General features: G+C 70.2%; 14 protein-coding genes. 9 read left to right on the top strand and 5 right to left on the bottom strand.

Annotated elements, in window-relative coordinates:
• Window positions 1–2: 2 nt before the first annotated feature.
• The gene (locus tag AC07O4_RS28825; protein WP_495306298.1) at window positions 3–869 is read right to left on the bottom strand and encodes a glycosyltransferase family 25 protein; all 867 of its coding nucleotides are present in this window, start codon (window positions 867–869) and stop codon (window positions 3–5) included.
• 47 nt (window positions 870–916) lie between these two features.
• Here AC07O4_RS28825 and AC07O4_RS28820 point away from each other — a divergent pair, with 47 nt between their 5' ends.
• Window positions 917–2,659, top strand: coding sequence for a galactosyltransferase-related protein (locus AC07O4_RS28820; protein ID WP_495306354.1), 1,743 nt, complete (start codon window positions 917–919; stop codon window positions 2,657–2,659).
• On the opposite strand, the gene AC07O4_RS28815 is transcribed toward AC07O4_RS28820, so the two are convergent.
• The 4 genes from AC07O4_RS28815 to AC07O4_RS28800 form a co-directional block, all read right to left on the bottom strand.
• Window positions 2,617–3,396, bottom strand: coding sequence for a hypothetical protein (locus AC07O4_RS28815; protein WP_495306297.1), 780 nt, complete (start codon window positions 3,394–3,396; stop codon window positions 2,617–2,619). The genes AC07O4_RS28820 and AC07O4_RS28815 overlap by 43 nt on opposite strands.
• 6 nt (window positions 3,397–3,402) lie before the next feature.
• Complete coding sequence (locus AC07O4_RS28810; RefSeq protein WP_495306296.1) at window positions 3,403–5,391, bottom strand: hybrid sensor histidine kinase/response regulator; 1,989 nt, start codon at window positions 5,389–5,391, stop codon at window positions 3,403–3,405.
• Window positions 5,388–6,398, bottom strand: coding sequence for an ABC transporter substrate-binding protein (locus tag AC07O4_RS28805; protein WP_495306295.1), 1,011 nt, complete (start codon window positions 6,396–6,398; stop codon window positions 5,388–5,390). The genes AC07O4_RS28810 and AC07O4_RS28805 overlap by 4 nt, the downstream gene beginning before the upstream one ends.
• Window positions 6,399–6,624: 226 nt before the next feature.
• Entirely contained in the window at window positions 6,625–8,532 is a 1,908-nt protein-coding gene (locus AC07O4_RS28800) for an ATP-binding response regulator (protein WP_159278714.1), read from the bottom strand.
• Window positions 8,533–8,696: 164 nt separating this feature from the next.
• On the opposite strand from AC07O4_RS28800, the gene phnD (AC07O4_RS28795) reads away from it, so the two are divergent.
• The 8 genes from phnD (AC07O4_RS28795) to tagF all read left to right on the top strand — a co-directional run bounded on the left by phnD (AC07O4_RS28795) (window position 8,697) and on the right by tagF (window position 19,095).
• Complete coding sequence (gene phnD / locus AC07O4_RS28795) at window positions 8,697–9,743, top strand: phosphate/phosphite/phosphonate ABC transporter substrate-binding protein (RefSeq protein WP_495306294.1); 1,047 nt, start codon at window positions 8,697–8,699, stop codon at window positions 9,741–9,743.
• An 11-nt stretch (window positions 9,744–9,754) separates the two neighbouring features.
• Window positions 9,755–10,777, top strand: a complete 1,023-nt coding sequence (gene phnD / locus AC07O4_RS28790; protein ID WP_495306353.1) for a phosphate/phosphite/phosphonate ABC transporter substrate-binding protein — start codon at window positions 9,755–9,757, stop codon at window positions 10,775–10,777.
• A gap of 263 nt (window positions 10,778–11,040) precedes the next feature.
• Window positions 11,041–11,418, top strand: coding sequence for a DUF2628 domain-containing protein (locus AC07O4_RS28785; RefSeq protein WP_495306293.1), 378 nt, complete (start codon window positions 11,041–11,043; stop codon window positions 11,416–11,418).
• A 71-nt stretch (window positions 11,419–11,489) separates the two neighbouring features.
• Window positions 11,490–11,882: a DUF2628 domain-containing protein gene (locus AC07O4_RS28780; protein ID WP_495266041.1), complete on the top strand. Its 393-nt coding sequence runs from the start codon at window positions 11,490–11,492 to the stop codon at window positions 11,880–11,882.
• Window positions 11,883–12,064: 182 nt separating this feature from the next.
• The gene (gene tssK, locus AC07O4_RS28775; RefSeq protein WP_495306292.1) at window positions 12,065–13,396 is read left to right on the top strand and encodes a type VI secretion system baseplate subunit TssK; all 1,332 of its coding nucleotides are present in this window, start codon (window positions 12,065–12,067) and stop codon (window positions 13,394–13,396) included.
• Between the two features lie 124 nt (window positions 13,397–13,520).
• The gene (locus AC07O4_RS28770; RefSeq protein WP_495306291.1) at window positions 13,521–14,867 is read left to right on the top strand and encodes a DotU family type VI secretion system protein; all 1,347 of its coding nucleotides are present in this window, start codon (window positions 13,521–13,523) and stop codon (window positions 14,865–14,867) included.
• The gene (tssM, locus tag AC07O4_RS28765; protein WP_495306290.1) at window positions 14,864–18,466 is read left to right on the top strand and encodes a type VI secretion system membrane subunit TssM; all 3,603 of its coding nucleotides are present in this window, start codon (window positions 14,864–14,866) and stop codon (window positions 18,464–18,466) included. Before AC07O4_RS28770 ends, tssM begins: the two co-directional genes overlap by 4 nt.
• On the top strand, window positions 18,463–19,095 hold the full coding sequence (gene tagF / locus AC07O4_RS28760) for a type VI secretion system-associated protein TagF (RefSeq protein WP_495306289.1): 633 nt from the start codon (window positions 18,463–18,465) through the stop codon (window positions 19,093–19,095). Before tssM ends, tagF begins: the two co-directional genes overlap by 4 nt.
• Window positions 19,096–19,305 lie beyond the last annotated feature (210 nt).

Below are 19,305 nucleotides of genomic sequence, written 5' to 3'. Positions count from 1 at the left end.
TGTCAACGCGGCGCGTGATCGCGGGCCGTGAGCACGAAGAGCTGCGCCATCAGGTCCGCGAGCAGGCGCAGTTGCGGGTCGTCGGTGAGCGGCGCGTGGCGCCACGGTGCAACGTGGGCTTCGAGGCCGTCGAGCGGTCCGGCGAAGAACAGGCGCCGCAACGCACCGCCGAGCACGTCGTGCGCCGCCGATTCCGTCGGGCTGCCGAGGGTGCTGTCGGCATGGCTGCCCCATGCCGGCGTGGCGAGGAAGGGCGAGAGCACCACGCCTTGCAGGCGGCCGTCGCGCAGGAAGCTGCCCAGCGTCAGGTCGTAGGGTTGCAATGGCCCGTGCGTGATCGCTTCCTGCAGCAGCGCGGGCAGCACGCGCAGGCCCTTCGGCGTGACGACGTAGGCGACCGCGCCCCAGTTGTAGAGCGTGCGTGCGTCGAGGAAGTCGATGCCCGACAGCGCGTGACGCGGCGCGCCACTGCCTTGCGGCGGCAGGCGCCGTTGCAGGCTGTGCCAGAGCGCGAGCAGGTGCTGTGTCGAGGTCACGGGCTGGCATTCGAGGAACGCGATGTCGCAGCCTTCCGCTTCCAGTTGCGCGAGCGCGCCGCTGCGCAGCGCAGCCGGCAGGGCCTCGCTGAGCTGTGCGTCGTCTTCGAGCACCAGCAGTGCCTCGCCGGGGTTCGCGCGGGTGAGGGCTTCGGTGTGCGAGAGAAAACAGGCGCGCTCGCCGGTCGTGATCGCCGTGTTGCCGGGCGCAAGCGTTTGCGCATCGATGGCTGCGTGTCGCCGCACATCCGTCAGCCCGAGCCGCTGCAACTGCGCGTCCATCGCGCCGCGGCGCTCGGTGCTTCGCTCGAGGTTGATGTAGCAGCCTTGCATGGGCATCTCCAGTGCGTCATCGCTGAAGGAGCGATGCAGTGAACATCATGACGTCGGAAGGTCGAGAGGCTGACACGAACCGTCCGTGGCTCAGCGTCGTGCTGCCTTTCTACCGCAAGCTGGCCGAGTTCGAGCGCGTGCTGCCGATGAATGCGGGGTATTGGGCGCGGCCCGGCATCGAGGTGGTGATCGCGCTCGACGAGCCCGGCGAGGAAGCCGGCGTGCTGGCGCTGGTCGCGCGCTTTCCGCAGATCCGCTGGAAGGTGCTCGTCAACGACGTCGCACATGCATGGCGCCCGCCCTGCAAGGCCATCAACGCCGGCGTGCGCGGCAGCGCGGGGCGCTTCGTGCTGGTCCATTCGCCCGAGTCCGCCTACGCCGGCGATGCGCCGGCGCTGCTGCTGCAGGCGGCGATGGGACACGCGCGCGGCGTGGCGGTCGGTCGCGTCGGCTTCGCGCGCTTCGACGAGCTCACGGACACCCTCGACGCCGTCTTCGCGCGCCAGGTGCCGCCCGAGCTGCTGCTGCAGACCTTCTACGGCTCGCTGTGCTGCGCGCGCGAGGCCTTCGATGCCGTGCATGGCTACGACGAATCGTTCGAAGAATGGGGCGGCGACGACGACAACCTGCGCGTGCGCCTGGAGATGGCGGGCTGGCAGCTGCTGGCCTGTCCGGACGCGCACTTGCTGCACCTGTCGGCCGAAACGCGCACGGGCGGCGAGCAGTTCGACCGCGACGTCGACTGGATCAAATGCACGCCGCACGAGGCGCGCGCGGGCGATGCCGGATGGGGCCGAGATTTCAAGCGCATCGCACGCAACGACAGCGCGAGCGCATGGCCCGCCGAAGCACCGGCCTGGCTGATCGCCGCACCCGTGGTGCCGATGGGCTCGCGCCGCCAGTGCGAGGTCTGCGCGCGCCTGCTGCACCACGAGCCCAGCGCCTTTCATTGCCCGCGGTGCGCGCACCCGCCGATCGCACCGCGTCTCACGTCGCGACTGCGCATCGTCTGCGTGCTGCAGCTGCGCAACGAGGTGCGCTGTCTGCCGGGCTGCCTCGACCACCTGCGCGGCCATGTGGACGGCATCGTCGCGCTCGACGACGGCTCGACCGACGGCACCGCCGAGATCCTGCGGCGCGAACCGATGCTGCTGGAGCTGCTGTCGAACCCGCCGCGCGATGACGGCGCGCACGTGTGGCGCGAGAACGAGAACAAGCGCCGCCTGCTCGAAGCCGCGCGCCGCCACGGTGCGGGTTGGGTGCTGGTGTGCGATGCCGACGAGCGCTACGAAGCGCTGTTCCTGCGCCACCTGCACGCCACCGTCGATTCGCTGCCGGACAACCAACTCGCCAGCCTGTCGCTCGTGTCCTGCGAGCTTTGGAACTCGCCCGACGCCTGGCGCAGCGACGGCCCGTGGGGGCGCAAGTCGCGCGCGCGGCTGTTCCGTTTGCCGCAGCAGATCTCGTTCGAACTGAGCGCCGACCTGCACGGCCCGTGGCTGCCCGACGATGCGCAGCGCCACGGCCTGATGTTCTACAGCCGCTACCGGCTCTATCACCTGAAGAGCATCCGTCACGCGGACCGCGTGGCGCGGCGCGACCTGTACACGCGGCTCGATCCGGCGCGGCAGTTCCAGGCCATCGGCTACGACTACCTCGCGCAAGAAGGTCCGGGGCTGCAACTGAGGCGCATCGAGCCCGACCGCGACTACGACCGCCGCACCTTGCCGCCCGACCTGCAAGCGGTTCAGTCGCTCAGCCCCAGCGTCCTCGCGAAGTCGCCGCGGTAGGTGCGCAGGCCCTGGTGCGACAGCCGCGAGCGCGTGTCGACGTGCACGCGCCCGCCGATCGATTGCCAGCGGCGGCAGAAGCCGTAGTCCTCGCTGAGGTAGCGCCCGTTGTTCGGTTCGGCGAACACGTCGAAGAAGCGGTAGTGCGGCCGCGCCGCGGCGATCGGGTCGTCCATGCGGTCGGGCGTGTAGCGCAGCTCGGGCAGCGCCTGCGCCATCTGCTCGAGCACGCGGCGCGCGATCAGCATGAAGCCGGTGGGTGCGTCCAGCACTTCGAGAAAACCGTCGGCGCCCACGCGCGCCCTCGCGTCGTTCACGTTGACCGGGAACGCCGCATGCAGCGCCTCGAAGTCGGCGCGCGTGGTGCCGGCCGGCAGCGGCGCGCGCAGGCCGCCTTCGGGCCAGCCGTCGCTCTTGTGCGGGTACACGCCGGCCACCACGTCGCGGCCCGCGCCCAGCAGCCGCAGCGCGGCCTCGGGCTCGAAGCCGATGTCGGCGTCGATCCAGAACAGGTGCGTCCAGCGCGTGTCGGCCAGGAACTCGGCGGCCAGCCGGTTGCGCGCGCGCGTGACGAGGCTGTCGCCGTCGAGAAAGCGCGTCTGCATCGCGAAGCCGTGGGTCCACGCGAGGTTGACCAGGCCGAGCAGGCTGCGCGCGCACTCGGTGCCGACCGCGCCGCCGTGGCAGGGCGTGGCGACGAAGGGGCGGACGTCTTTCAGGTCGATGGCGGTGGGCATGCGGGGTCAGGCGCCGGGCGCGTGGCGCCGCGTGGTGAGCAATGCGCGCAGCTTGGCCGGCGCCACCGGTTTGGTCAACAGCGTCACGCCGCCGTGGCGCAGCCGCTGCAGCACCTCGGGTCCGGTGGCGCCCGACACCAGCACGGCGAGCGCGCCGGGCTGCAGGCGGCGGGCGGCATCGATCACTTCCACGCCGTCGGCGTCGCCGGCCAGTTGCAGGTCGCACAGCACGGCGTCGTAGACGATGTCGCCGGTGCCCAGCCGCGCCAGCGCCTCGGCGCCGGTGGTGACGCATTCGACCTCGCAGCCCCACTGCGTGAGCAGCGCGTGCGTGCCGTCGAGGATGGCGGGGTCGTCGTCCACCACGAGGCAGCGCAGGCCCGCCAGCGGCGCCGGTGCCACCGGTGCGGGCTCGGGCGGCGCGACGTCGGCCTTGCGCGCGGGCGGCAGCGTGAAGGCGAAGGTGCTGCCGGCCTGCAGCGCCGAGCGCACGGTGATGCGGGTGCCCAGCAGGGTGGCGATGCGCGCGCAGATCGCCAGCCCCAGGCCGAAGCCGCGGCGGCGGTCGCGCTCGGTGTTGGCCACCTGGTAGAACTCTTCGAAGATGCGGCCCTGGTGGATGGGCGCGATGCCCACGCCGTTGTCGCGCACCTCGATGCGCACGCCGGCCCGGCTGCGCCGCGCGGCCACCAGCACGGTGCCGCCCTCGGGTGCGTGGCGCAGCGCGTTGGCCACCAGGTTGCCGACGATGCGCTGCACCATCGCCGCGTCGCTGCGCACCGCCAGGCCGCGGTCGCGCCAATGCAGTCGCACCTGCGCCGCGCTGGCGGCGGGGGCGTGCTGCGCGTCGAGCTGGTCGAACAGCGCGGCCAGCGAGACGCGCGTGATGGCGGGCGTGAGCACCTGCGCGTCCAGGCGCGAGATTTCCAGCAGGTCGTCCAGCAGCACGCCCATGAAGCCGGTGCTCTCCTGCAGCCGCAGCACGGCCGGGCGCTGCGCCTCGGTGGCGCTGGGCAGCAGGCCGTCGATGAACAGGCCCATGGCGTGCAGCGGCTGGCGCAGGTCGTGGCTCGCAGCGGCCAGGAAGCGCGCGCGCGACAGCGCGGCCTGCTCGGCCTCGGCCATGCGCTGCAGCGCGACGGCGGTGGCCTCGCGCACGCGCTCCTCGCTCACCTGGCGGTTGTATTGCAGGCGCTCGGCGAGGCGGTCGATGTCGTGCGCGAGCACGGCCAGCTCGTGCGTGCCGCGCGTGCCGCCTTCGACCACGTCGCAGCGCACCTCGAAGTGGCCGGCCTCCAGCGCCGCCACGGTGCGCGACACGCGCCGCAGCGGCCGCGCCACCGTGCGCGCCATGTGGCGCACCGAGGCCCATGCCGCGAGCAGCGCGACCAGCGCGATGCCGATGCCGGCGATGAGCGAGCGGCTGCGCTCGTGCGTGTAGGCGGTGGTGTCGCGGAAGGTCTGCACCAGCCCGATGGGCGTGTCGCCCGCCGCGGTGGAGCCAGCCGGCGCGAAGGCGCTGGCGCGCGAGGCTTCGCGCAGCGTGACTGGCGCGCTGAACATGCGCAGCTGCGCGAGCGATTCGTTCTTGGGCCCGGCCGTGACGTACACGCCCGCGCTGTTGCTGATCTCCACGCGCGTCACCTGTCCGCCGCGCAACGCCGCCGAGGCCACGTTCTGCAGCGCCGGCAGGTCGCCCGCGTACAGGCTCAGGTCGGACATGGCCGCCACCTGCTTGGCGACGGCCTGGCCTTCGGCGTCGAAGGCGGCTTCCAGCGTCTGCAGCCGGTTGTGGGTGAACCAGCCGGTGAGCGCCAGCGCCACCGCCGCGCAGGGCACGACGCCCAGACGGAACAGGTCGCGCTGCAGGTTGCCGCGCACCACCAGCGAAGTGGCGGCCGGTGGTGGAGGGGGCGGTGGCGATTCGGTCGCCGTGGCCGCTCCCGCCGCCGTCGGGCGGGACAGCGGGCCTGGGGGGACCGGCGTGGTGCTCATCGCGGGGCTGCGAGTCGTTCGGTGAGCTCCCGTTCCTCCGGCGGACGCAGGCCGAGCCCGCGTGCCACGGTCGCGTTGATCCGCACGGTGGCCGGCGTGGCCGCCTCCACCAGCGGGCTGTTGTTGCCGGTGCTGCCTGCGCTGGCCACTTTCTGTCCGAGCTGGCGCGCCTGTTGCGCGAGCTGGCCGGGCGTGGAGACCGCCGCCGCCAGGCCGCCCGAGCGCACCAGCCCCTCGCTGGCGCCGAACACCGGCAGGCCCGCGCCGGCGCCGGCATGCAGCACCGAGAGCGTGGCGGCCTGGCTGTCGCCGATGAGGTCGGGCAGCACCATGAGGGCGTCGCTGCGTGGCACCAGGGCGCGCAGCGCGGTGGCGAGCGAGCGCGCGTCGGGCGCGATCTCGACCTGCAGGTCCCAGGCCGGGTTGGCGTTCTGCGCGGCGCGCTGCAGTTCGCGCACCAGCGGTTCGGATTCGGGCGTGGCGATGACGCCCAGGCGGCGCTTCTGCGGCAGCACGGCGTTCACCAGCGCGAGCTGGTCGGCCATGGCCGGGTCGCGCAGCAGCACGCCCACGCGCCGGTCGCCGCGCCGCAGGGCGGCGGGGCTGGCAGCCTTGAGGGTCTCGTAGTCGAGCCGGCTCAGCATCGCGAGCACCAGCGGCTCCGCGCCGGGGCGTTCGAGGGCGGCGCGCGCGGCGGTGGTGCCGACGGCCACGGTGAGGCCCGCATCGCTCGCGGTGCGCAGGCTGCGCGTGCGTACGCCGGTGTTGGCAGCGGGCTCGGTGTCGGCGCTGGCCGGCTCCGCGGCCGGGGCGCCCGGTCCGATGCGCACGAGTTCGAACTTGCCGGAGGCCGGTTGGCCCGTGCGCAGCTGCTGCACGAACTCGGTTGATGCGGCCTGGTCGTCGCCGACGAGCACCGTCAGCGTGGCCGCCGATGCCACGCGCGGCGCGGCGGCCAGGCACAGCACGAGGCCGAAGGCCAGCAGCGCGTGGACAGCACGGTGCACTCTTCCGGAGAAAAGCGGAATGGGGAGGGTCACAGCGACGGACATGGACTGCTTTGTGCAGCGAGAGGCAATGGTCCAATGTAAGGACGCGCCCTGTTTCCCGCGATAAGGCGGAGGGCTTATGCCCGCATGCGCGAGGGCCTGCGCGTGTGAGGAAGATCACACCGCGGCGGCTGCTTGGTCTATGTCCGACGGACTACCCGGCGCCTACAGGGAAGGTACCGTGTCAGAGGCCCGCGGCCACCATCAGCGCGGCCGCGCGCTGCGCCTGGATCGCCTGGCGCAGCACGCGCGGCGACACCGGCTTGTAGAGCACGGCGATGCCGGCGGCGGCCACCTCGCGCAGACGGTCGGGCTTGGTCTCGCCGGTGACCAGCAGGCGCGCGGTGCCGGCGCCGATGCCGTTGGGGTGGCGCTCGAGCGCGGCGATCACATCCAGGCCGTTGTCGCCGCCCTGCAGCAGCAGGTCGCTCACCACCACGTCGGGCGGCGTGTCCCAGCCATCGGCCAGCGCCAGCGCCTCGGCGCGCGTCTGCGCGGCCAGCACCGTGGCGCCCCAGTTGGACAGCACCACGCTCAGGCCTTCGAGGATCGTGCGTTCGTCGTCGATGACGAGGATGCGCAGCTCGGCCAGGCTGTCGCCGTTGCTCTCGTCGTCGGCGCTGGCCGCCGCGGGTGCCGGTGCCACCGGTGCCGGCAGCGCGGCGGGCGCGGCGCGCACCTGCACGCGCACGCAGGTGCCCTTGTTCAGGCGCGAGCTGAGCTCGACGCGCGTGTTCAGCAGCTCGGCCAGCCGCTGCACCGTGGCCAGCCCCAGGCCCATGCCGCGCGCCCCGCCGGGCGCGTTGCTGCGGCTGGCCGGCTCGACCTGGTAGAACTCCTCGAACACCCGCGCCTGGTGGTGCGCAGCAATGCCCACGCCGGTGTCGACCACGTCGATGCGCACGCCCTTGCCGCGCGCGCGCGCGCCGATCAGCACGCCGCCCTCGACCGTGTGGCGCAGCGAGTTCGACACCAGGTTGTTGAGGATGCGCGAGAGCATCACGTAGTCGCAGCGCACCCACAGCTCGGTCTTGCGCACCACCAGCCGCAGGCCCTGCTGCTCGGCCACGGGGCGGAAGTTGCGACTGATCTCGTCGAACAGCCGGTCGAGCGGAAAGTCGGCCCACTGCGGCTGCAGCACGCCGGCGTCGAGCTGCGACAGGTTCAGCAGTTCCGAGAACAGCCGGTCGAGCGAATCCACGCACTCGCGGATGTGGCCGATGCGTTGCAGCTTCACCGGGTCGGTCTCGCCATTGGCCAGCCCGTCGGAGAACAGCGTGAGCGCATGCAGCGGCTGGCGCAGGTCGTGGCTGGCGGCGGCCAGCAGCCGCGTCTTGGCCTGGCTGGCCACTTCGAGCAGCTGGTTCTTGCGCGCCAGCTCGGCCGTGGCCTCGTTGATGCGGCTTTGCAGCAGCCGGTGGCTTTCGGCGAGCGCGCGCGCTGCCTGGTTGAAGCCGTGCTGCAGGTGGCGCACCTCCGAGGTGCCTTCGATCGCCACGCTGGCGGCTTCGCCCGCGCCGAGCCGGTCGACCGCCTCGCCCAGCGCACGGATCGGCTCGCTGATGCGGCGCGCCGCCCACCAGCCCGCCAGCCCCACGCCCAGCAGGCTCATGGCCAGCACCAGCGCCACGTTGAGCCAGACCGAGCGGCGCGCGCTCTGCACCGCGTCCAGCCCGATCTCGACCATCACCTTGCCGTTGTGGCGGCCGTCGTCGCTGACGATCGGCACCACCACCTGCAGGCCCTCGCCGCGGCGGCGGTCGACGGTCTCGGAGTTGGCGACGATCTCGCCGTCCTCGGTCCAGATCTGCACCTGCTGCACGTGCGGCTGGTAGGTGCCGGTCTGCGCGGTGCGCGCCAGCGCGCGCCGGTCCATGCGTGCCAGCGGCGCCTGCGCCACCGTGGCCACCTGCAGCGCCACCGTCTGCGCGTTGGCGCGCATCAGCTCGGTGAGGTTGCCCAGGTGCTGGCGCGTGAGCACCGCGATGGCCACCAGCGTGGCCGCCGTGGCCGGCACCAGCGCCAGCAGGATCAGCTGCTGGGCGAAGGTGAGGCGGGCCAGCCCGCGCAGGAGGCGGAAGTTCCAGTTCATGAGGGCCTTGAACGCATGGGGCGCGAGCTTAGGGCCACGGCCCCGAACAGGGAAGACCGGAAAAACATCACGAGAAAGACTCGCATTTGGGATGTAATGGCGTCCGCGTCGCCCATGTTAGACCCCGCCGGCTCGCCGCGGGCCCCGTGTCTTCCGCTCCTTCCATGCACGCCTTCTTGCGTCGTTTCGGCAGTTTTCCCGGCACCGGCCGCCGTGCGGCCCTGGCGCTGGCCATGGGGCTCCTGCTGCCGCTGCTGGCGGCGGCGCAGGCTGCGGCGCCCGCCGCGGACGCGCCGGTGCGCTTCGGCATCCTGCCGCTGGGCGGGGCCTTCGAATCGCGCAGCGACTGGGACCCGCTGCTGGCCGAACTCAGCCGCGCCATCCAGCGGCCGGTGAGCGTGCTCTCGGTCAATTCGTACGAGGCGCTGGAGCAGGCCATCCAGCGCGGCGAAGTCGACATGGCGTTCCTGTCGGGAAAGATGGCGCTCGACGCCGTGAGCCAGAAGCGCATGAAGGTCGTGGCCCAGGTCGTGCGGCACGACGGCCTGCCTGGCTACCGCGGGCTGCTGCTCACGCGCAAGGCGCCGCCCTTCAACACGCTGAAAGACCTCGTCGACCAGCCCGAGCGCTGGCGACTGGCGCGCGGCGAGCGGCAGTCGGTGTCGGGCTTCATCGTGCCGCAGCTGCAGTTTTTTTTACCGAACCACATCGTCATGGAGACGCGTTTCCTGAGCGAGGTGGTCGGCACGCACCAGGCCAATGCGCTGGCCGTGGCCAACAACGAGGCCGACGTGGCGACCAACAACTCGGCCGACTTCGAGCGCTTCAAGCTGCGCTTTCCGGCCGAGGCGCAGCGGCTGCAGGTGCTGTGGGAGTCGGAGCTGATCCCGCACGCGCAGATCGTCGTGCGCCGCGAGTACCCGCCCGAGCTGCGCCTGCGCGTGCAGGCCTTCCTGGTCGCCTACGGCCGCGGCAAGGGAGCGCGCGGCGACGCCGAGCGCGTGGTGCTCAAGTCGCTGCACGACTTGGCGGGCTTCGTGGCGGCCGACAACAGCTCGCTGCTGCCCGCCGCCAAGCTGGCCTACCAGCTTGCCATGCAGAACGCGAAGACCGCGCAGTGGGTCAACGACGCGGCGCGCCAGGCGCGGCTGCAGCGCCTGGAGAGCGGCTACGCCGAGCAGCTTGCCGTGTTGAAGGACGTGAGCCCTTGAACCGCCGGACCCTGCTTGCGCTGGCCCTGTCGTCGTCGCTGATGGCGACATGGCCGGCGGGCGCGCAGCCTGCGCCAGTGCCCTCCGCCAAAGGCCCGCTGGTGATCAAGGAGGTGCGCTTCGGCGTGCTGCCACTGGGCGGCACCGTCGAGTCGCGTGCGTTGTGGACGCCGCTCATGGCCGACATGAGCCGTGCGCTGGGCCTGCCCGTCAGCGCGTACTCGGTGCCGTCGTACGAAGAGCTCGACCGCGCCATCGGCCGCGACGAGATCGACATGGCCTTTCTCTCGGCCAAGATGGCGCTCGACGCCGTCATGCAACGGCGCATGAAGGTGGTGGCCCAGATCGCACGGCGCGACGGCATGCCCGAGCACCGCGCCGTGCTGCTGGCGCGCAAGACCGGGCCGCTCAACACGCTCGAAGGCCTGCTGGCCCAGCCCGAACGCTGGCGGCTCGCGCGCGGCGACAGCCGCTCGGTCACCGGCTTCATCGTGCCGCAGAGCCAGCTCTTTCTGCCCAACCAGATCGAGATGGAAACCCGCTTTCGCAGCGAGTTCGTCGGCACCCACCAGGCCACCGCGCTGGCCGTGGCCAACGGCGACGCCGACGTGGCCACCAACAACACCACCGACTTCGAGCGCTTCCGCCAGCAGTTCCCGGTCGAGGCCGCGCGGCTGCAGGTGATCTGGGAGTCCGAACCACCGCCCGGCGCGCCGATGGTGGTGCGCCGCGACTACCCACCCGAGTTCCAGGCGAAGCTGCAGGCCTTCCTCGTCGGCTACGGCAAGGGCAAGGGTCCACGCGCCGACGCCGAGCGCGAGGTGCTGAAGAACCTGCGCGCGGCGTACGGCTACGTCGCGGCGGACGACAGCGCGCTGCTGCCGGAAGCGAAGCTGGAATACCAGCTGGGGCGCCAGCGCGCGTTGTCGGCGGCGTGGGTCAACGATGCGGCGCGGGAGCAGCGGCTGCAGCGGATCGAGAAGGCGTATGCGGCGCAGGTGGAGGCGCTGAAGGCGTCGAGCGCTTCCCGCTGAGGCACGGCCCGCGCAGGCCGCGCCCATGACAAATCACTCGCTTTGCGCGGGTATCTGAAGACACGTCGCGGCGGGCGACCATTGTTGTCATTGCAAACGCGTGGTGGCTTCCACACTGCGCGACCTCTTTCCGGGTGAAGGCTGTTGTCGTCGAAGGCGTTCTTGCGAACGGCTTTGTGCGGTGTGCGTTGCGCGTCGGAGAGAGGACGGGGCGAGAGCCCGCATCCGACAACAACGATCTCTATCGGGAAGGCAGTCACGCAATGAAGACCTACAAGATATTCAAGGACCCCCTCGGCAGTGTGCAGGCCATCAAGGACGGCTGGAGCTGGCCGGGGTTTTTCTTCGGGGCGTTCTGGGCCCTTTTCCATCGCATGTGGTGGGTGGGGCTGGGTCTTCTGGGCTTGGCGGCGCTCATCGTCGCTGGAGAAGACGCCATCGGAACGGCGGCCGCGGATGGATTGCTCAACGTGCTTTCTGTCATCGTCTCGGTGGGGTTCGGCATCGGCGGGAACGCCTTGCGCGTGGGACAACAGATTCGCAGGGGCTATGAGGAGATTGCGGTGGTGCAAGCCGCCAACGTGGAGATGGCGTTGATTCAGGGGCATGCGGCCGCGGCAACGAAGCCCGGGATGCGCTGAGAACCGGCTTGCAGCATGACAAATCCCACGCATGGTGAGCGTCAGCGTAGAACCTCATCGCTTGGAAAAGAATGAAGAACTACAAGATATTCAAGCACCCTAGCGGCGACATGCGAGTGATCAAGAAAGGCTGGAGTTGGCCAGCCTTCTTCCTGGGCTGGATATGGGCGTTGCGTCATGGCCTGTGGTCGTTGGCGCTCGGGGTTCTCGTGGCTGGCGTTCTGGCCGGCATCGTGGCACGTGGGATGGGAGACAGCGCAGGGGGCGGGTTGATCGTCCTCTTCGGGGTACTGAACGCCGTCACCCTCGGTTGCGTCGGCAATCTGCTGCGCGCGGACCGGCAGGCCAGCGAGGGATACGCATGCGTCGATACCGTTGCGGCCTCGAATGCGGAGATTGCGCTGTCGATCCACGAGCGCGGTCTCGGAGCCGGAATGCCTTTGGCCCGCGAGCTTCGCGGCTGACCAGACTGCGGGAAAGGCCAACCGGTTGGCTTTCGCCGAATTTCCATCTACTCCCTTCGCCGTACCTCGCACCCGCCACCTAGGCCATTAGCTAGGCCTTAAGGCGGATTTGCCTCCCGCCCCCCGCGCCGGAAACTTCGTGTTTCTTTCTTCCCGGCACCCTTGCCGTTGACGGAGTGCGGATGAGTTGGCGAACCAAAGTGGTCTGGAGCGAGGGGATGCTGTTGCAGCCTCAGCACCTGCAGCAGAGCGAGCGCCATGCCGATCATGCGCGGCATGTGTTGTTGCGCACCACCACGCCCTACGCCTGGGGTTTCGCCGAAGTCGAGATCGACGCGGCGGCGCTCACGCTGGGCAAGCTGGCGCTGGTGCGGGCGGTGGGCATCTTCGGCGACGGCACGGTGTTCGACATGCCGGCGGTCGATCCGCTGCCCGAGCCCATCGACATTCCTGTGTCCATGCGCGACGAGGCCGTGGTGCTGGCGCTGCCGTTGCGCCGCGCCGGAGCGCGCGAGGCCGACGCTGAAGAATACGAAGAGCTGGTGCGCCACCGCGTGCTGGAGTCGGACGTGCCCGACTCCAACACGGCCGGCGAGCGCACCGCGATGCTTCAACTGGGTCAGCTGCACACGCGCCTGATGCGCGCCAGCGAAGCCACCGATGCCTGGGCGACCCTGGGTGTGGCCCGCGTGGTCGAGCGCCGGGTCGACAACCAGGTGCAGCTCGACCGCGCGATGCTGCCGCCGCTGCTCGACGTGGCCGGCCATGCGGTGATCCGCGCCTGGCTCGACGAGCTGCTGGGCCTGCTGCGCCAGCGCGGCGAGGCGCTGGCAGGGCGCATGACGCAAGGGGGCACCGGCGGCGTGGCCGAGATCGCCGACTTCATGCTGCTGCAGGCGGTGAACCGCAACGAAGCCATCTTTGCGCACCTGGCCAAGAGCGCGATGCTGCACCCGCAGCATTTCTTCGAACACGCGCTCGGGCTGGCCGGTGATCTCGCGAGCTTCCGCGACACGCGCCGCGTGACGCGCTTCGGGCCCTACATCCATGACGACCTCGCGCTGAGCTTCCGTCCGGTGATGGACGACCTGCGCCGCAGCTTGTCGATGGTGTTCGAGCAGTCGGCGATCCGCATCGACCTGCACGACCGCAAGCACGGCGTGCGCGTGGCGGTGGTGACCGACGTCGAACTGCAGCGCAAGGCGACCTTCGTGCTCGCGGTGAACGCGAACATGCCGAGCGAGGCGCTGCGCGCGCGCTTCCCCACGCAGGTGAAGATCGGACCGGTCGAGCGCATCCGCGACCTCGTGAACCTCGCGCTGCCGGGCGTCACGCTGACGCCGATGCCGGTGGCGCCGCGTCAGATTCCTTTCCACACGGGCGCCAACTACTTCGAACTCGAAACGCGCAACAGCGACCTGTGGCGCCAGCTCGAGCAATCGGGCGGCATCGCGATGCACATCGCGGGCGATTTCCCCGGCCTCGACCTCGCGTTCTGGGCCATCAGATCATGACCACCCCCAGGCTTCGCGCACTTCGTGTCGCTTCGCCAACCCCCTCACCGGGGGCGACACCAGCGGCCCGGCAAAGCCGGTTCCGCGGTGTCTCCCGAAGGGACGTCACCCGCGTGGAGTTCTCATGAGCACCCCTCCCGACCCCTTTGCCGCCTTCGAGTCCGAGCGCACGGTCATCAAGCCCAAGCCGCGCACGCCGGGCGGCACACCGCCGGCCGCTGCGCCTGCGCCGTTCTTCGGCGGCACCGATCCGACGCCCGTGGCCGAGGTGGGCGAGATCGGCCTGCTCAATCCGCTGGTGTCGGCCGCGGGCAAGCTGCTGGTGCTGATCGGCAAGCTGCGCAACCTCGCGCAGCCGCCCAACGTGCCGGCGCTGCGCGCGTCCACCGCCGATGCGGTGAACCAGTTCGACGCCGCGGCGCGGCGCGCGGGCGTGGGCAACGAGTCGGTGCTGGCCGCGCGCTATGTGCTGTGCACCGCGCTCGACGAGGCGGTGGCCAATACGCCCTGGGGCGTGCAGGCTGGCTGGAACAAGCAGAGCCTGCTGGTGCAGTTCCACAACGAGACCTGGGGCGGCGAAAAGGTGTTCCAGCTGCTGGCCAAGCTCGCGCAGGACGTGCCCACGCACCGCCAGCTGCTCGAGCTGATCTACAGCGTGCTCGCGCTCGGCTTCGAGGGCCGCTACCGCGTGGTCGACAACGGCCGCGCACAGCTCGACTCGGTGCGCCAGCGCCTGGCCGACCTGATCGCCAAAGACCGCCCGGCCGTCGAGCCCGAGCTGTCGCCGCACTGGCGCGGGCAGGGCGCGGGCACGGTGCGGCTGCGCGAGTCGCTGCCGCTGTGGGTCTTCGCGGCCGGCTTCGCGCTGCTGCTGGCGCTGGCGTGGTTCGGCCTGCGGCTCACGCTCAACCACCGCTCCGACACCACCTACGCGGCCGTGTCGAGCCTGCGCGTGCCCAACATCCAGATCGCACCGCCCGCCGCGCCGGCCAAGTCGCCGCGGCTCGCGCGTTTTCTTGAGCCCGAGATCAAGCAGGGCCTGGTCACCGTGACCGACGAGGCCGACCGCAGCGTGGTGCGGCTGCGCGGCGATTCGTTCTTCGGTTCGGGCAGCGCCGAGCCGATGGCGGCCTCGCTGCCGGTGCTGCGCCGCATCGGCCAGGCGCTGTCCGAGGTGAAGGGCGAGGTGCTCATCACCGGCCACTCCGACAACCAGCCGATCCGCTCGCTGCGCTATCCGTCGAACTGGCACCTGTCGGCCGCGCGCGCCGACGCGGTGAAGGGCGCGCTCTCCACGCTGGTCGAGCCCGCGCGCATGCGCTCCGACGGCAAGGCCGACGCCGAGCCCGTGGTGGCCAACGACACGCCGGCCAACCGCGCGCGCAACCGCCGCGTCGACATCGTGCTGCTGACCGAACCCGAGCGCCTCGCTGCTGCACCGGCTGCTCCCGTTCCAGGAGCGACGAAATGATCAAGAAAATCTTCGGCTTCCTGTTCAGCCCGCTGCTGCTGACGCTGCTCGCGCTGATCGTCGTCGCGCTGCTGATCTGGTGGATCGGCCCGCTGGTGAAGATCGGTTCGCTCGCGCCGCTCGAAGGCGAGATGACGCGCGCCATCGTCATCGGCGTCATCGTGCTCGTCGTGGTGCTGCGCGCGCTGTACCGCCGCTGGCGTGCGCGCCGTGCGAGCCAGCACCTGACCGACGGCCTCATGAAGGCGCCGGCCGCCAAGACCGGTGCACCGGTCGACGGCGAACAGAAGATCCTCGACACGCGCTTCAGCGAAGCCGTCGCCACGCTCAAGCAGATGCGCCTGCATGCCGCCGGCAAGAAGCCGGGCTGGCGCGACTGGCTGTCGATCTCGGGCGGCAGCTACCTGTACGACCTGCCGTGGTACGTCTTCATTGGCGCACCGGGCGCGGGCAAGACCACGGCGCTCGTCAACTCGGGCCTCTCGTTCCCGCTGGCCGAGAAGTTCGGCCCCGGCGCGATCCGTGGCGTGGGCGGCACGCGCAACTGCGACTGGTGGTTCACCGACGAAGCTGTGCTCATCGACACCGCCGGGCGCTACACCACGCAGGACAGCCACCAGTCGGAAGACAAGAGCGCCTGGGAAGGCTTCCTCGGCCTGCTGAAGAAGGCGCGTCCGCGCCGACCGCTGAACGGCGTGTTCCTCACCGTGAGCGTGGGCGACCTGCTGAGCCAGGGCCCCGAGGCGCGCACGCAGCTCGCGGCGTCGATCCGTGCGCGGCTGCTCGAGCTCGACAGCAAGCTCACCACGCGCCTGCCGGTGTACGTGCTCGTCACCAAGAGCGACCTGCTCTACGGCTTCACCGATTACTTCGACGACCTCGGCAAGGAACAGCGCGCGCAGGTCTTCGGCTTCACGCTGCCGGCGGACGAGAACGTGCAGGGTGAAGAGAAGGGCCTGTCGGCCGCCTTCAACCGCGAGTTCGGCCTGCTGCACAACCGCGTCAACGACGGCCTCATCGCGCGCATGCAGCGCGAGACCGACGGCACGCGCCGCGCGGCGATCTTCGGTTTTCCGGCGCAGTTCGGCTCGGTCGGCCCGCTGCTCTCCGATCTGCTCGAACAGGTGTTCACCGGCTCGCGCTTTGCGCAGCCGCCGTGGGTGCGCGGCGTGTACTTCACCAGCGGCACGCAGGAGGGCAGCCCCATCGACCGCGTGATGGGCAGCCTGGCGCGCAGCTTCGGCATCGAGCGCGCCATGCTCGCGCCGCAGAAGTCGAGCGGACGCAGCTACTTCCTCACCGCGCTGCTGCGCGAAGTGGTGTTCCCCGAGCAGCGCCTGGCCGGCGCCGACGTGAAGCTGGAGCGCCGCCGCAACACGCTGCGCCTGGCGGGCGTGGCCGCGATGACGCTGCTCACCGTCGGCCTGCTCGCGGCCTGGGGCTACAGCACCTGGCAGAACAACAACTACCTGAAGTCGGTCGAGGCGCGCGTCGAGCCCGCGCAGAAGACCCTGGCCGCACTGCCGACGCGCGTGCAGAACCTGGTCGAGGTCGCGCCCGTGCTGCAGGGCCTGCGCGACATCTGGAAGACGCCCGACAACCGCCAGGGCGACGAGCCGCTGTCGATGACGCTGGGCCTGTACCAGGGCGACAAGCTCGACGCCGCCGCCATGCTCACGCACCAGCGCGCGCTCAACGACGCCTTCCTGCCGCAGATCGCCAAGCGCATCGAGGACCAGCTGCGCACCGCGCAGAAGGACAACCTCGAGTTCACTTATGAAGCCCTCAAGAGCTATCTGATGCTCTACCAGCCCGAGCGCTTCGACCCCGAGGCGCTGAAGGCCTGGATCACGCTCGACTGGGCGCGCAACCTCGACCGCGGCATTCCCGAAGACCAGCGCAAGGCGCTCGAAGACCAGCTCGACGTGCTCATCGCCCAAGGCCCGCCGCGCTCGCCGCTGAAGATGGACGAGAACCTCGTGCGCAGCGTGCGCGCCGTGCTCGCGAGCTACCCGCTGGAGCAGCGCGTGTTCAGCCGCCTCAAGCGCCAGCGCGCCACCAAGGACATCCCGGGCTTCAGCGTGGCGCAGGCCACCGGCCCCTCGGGCCCGCTCGTGTTCGAGCGCATCAGCGGCAAGCCGCTGAGCGAGGGCGTGCCGGGCATGTTCACTTACGACGGGTACCACAAGCGCTTCCAGAACGAGGTCGTGGTGCTCACCGGCCTGCTCGCCGCCGAAGACCCGTGGGTGCTGGGGCAGGACCGCAACGCCAGCGAGCGCCTGCGCGACGCCGCGGCGCTCGGCGCGCTCACCGACCGCGTGCGCCGCCTGTACCTCGAGGAATACGTCAAGCAGTGGGAGGCGCTGCTGGCCGACGTGCGGCTGATCCGCGCCAGCGGCCTGGAGAAGAACATCGAGACCGCGCGCATTCTCTCGGGCGTCGATTCGCCGCTCGCGAACTTCCTGCGTGCGGTGGTCAAGCAGACCACGCTGATTCCCGCGGCCGATGCCAACAAGGACGTCGTGAGCAAGGCCACCGAGACCGTGCGCAACACGCGCAAGGGCCTGGAAGACCTGTTCGGCAGCGACCCCGGCAAGCAGGTGGCGCCGGGCAAGCGCATCGAGAGCATCGTGGACGACCGCTTTGAATCGTTACGCCGTCTGGTCACCGCGGGCGGCCCGAACCAGCCGGCGCCGATCGACGACGCGCTCAAGCTCTTCAACGAGGTGTACGTGTACCTCAACGCCGTCGACACGGCCGTGAAGGGCCGCACCTCGCCGCCGCCCGGCGACGTGGCCGGCAAGCTCAAGTCGGATGCGGGCCGCCTGCCCGAGCCGGTGCGCAGCATGATCGAGAACCTGAGCCAGACCGGCGCCGCGCAGGCGCAGGTGGCCGAGCGCGGCAACCTGAGCCAGGACCTGCGCCCCGTGACCGAGTTCTGCAACCGCGCCATCGCGGGTCGCTACCCGTTCGTGCAAAGCAGCAAGCGCGACGTGCTGCCCGAAGACTTCGGCCAGATGTTCGGTGCCGGCGGCCTGATGGACGACTTCTTCCAGAAGCGCCTGGCCGCGCTGGTCGACACCAGCACCCGGCCGTGGCGCTACAAGCCCGTGGCCGAGCGCGGCGCGATCACCACGCAGGCGCTGGCGCAGTTCGAGCGCGCGGCGCGCATCAAGGACATCTTCTTCCGCGGCGGCGGGCGTGGGCCGTCGATGCGGCTGGACTTCAAGCCGGTGGAGATGGACGCGGGCATCACGCAGTTCATCCTCGACGTGGACGGGCAACTCGTGAAGTACGCGCACGGGCCGGTGGTGCCGATGGCGGTGCAGTGGCCGGGGCCGAAGGGGAGCAACCAGGTGCGCGTTCAGGTGAGTCCGCCGTCGACGACGGGGAGTTCGGGGTCGGCGATGGATGGGCCTTGGGCTTTGTTCCGTACTCTGGATGACGGGCAACTCGAAGCGGGGGATGCGCCGGAGAAGTTCTTCATCACGTTCCAGGTGGGGGCGCGGAAGACGCGGTTCGAGGTGACGACGAACAGCGTGCAGCATCCGATTCGGTTGAAGGAGTTGCGGGAGTTTTCTTGTCCGGAGGGGTTGTGAGTCTGGCCTCTTCTTCTCTCTTCGTTTCCTCTGAGTTGCCGGGGTGGTTTGGCAAGCTGCCGGGGATGGGGGACTTTGCGCATCGGCGGTTGCCGGAGTCGTTTCGCTCGGTGTGGGACCCGTGGTTGCAACGCGGGCTGGCACGGCTGCGGGATCGGCATGCGGATTGGACTTCGCACTACCTGGAGGCGCCTGTGTGGTGCTTTGCGCTGGGGGCGCAGGTGGTGGGGGAGCGGGGGTGGATGGGGGTGTTGATGCCTTCGGTGGATGGGGTGGGGCGGTACTTTCCGTTCACGCTCGCCGTTGAATTGGATGAAGGCGTACCTGGTGCGCTGCATGGAGAGGCGCTTGTTGCTGCGCTTCGGTGGTGGGCGTTGGGGACGCAGGCTGTGCTTGAAGGGCTTGAGGGTGATTTGGATGCGCTGCGGTTTGATGCGGTGCTGAGTCAGTTGTTTGTGACTTCTGCTGCCGATGAGGCCGCTGTTGAGGGCCGATCGCTCGAGCTGCCTTTGGCTGGAACCTCGCTTTGGATGGAGACGCCTGGTTTGGAAGGCGGGGTTCGGATGTTGGCTACTGGGCTTCCTCGGGATTTGCAGTTTGAGGCTTTGTTTCTTGGGGGTGGGGAATGAGGGCGGTGCTTCCTTTTCCTTCCCGAGGCCGGGAGTTCCGCCCGGCGGCGGACTTACTTTCTTTTGCTTCGCCAAAAGAAAGTAAGCAAAGAAAAGGCGACCCCACTGTCTGCGACCCCTGCGCTTCGCTACGGGGCAACCTGCGGTGCTCGCGTTTCGCGGGGTCTCGCAGAACTCGCTTCGCTCAAACAGCTGCGAGCCCTGATCCGC

This window comes from Variovorax sp. GW821-FHT09D04 (assembly GCF_059416405.1).
Note: the sequence above shows the minus strand (reverse complement) of the source record. Positions and strands in the feature narration are given on the sequence as shown.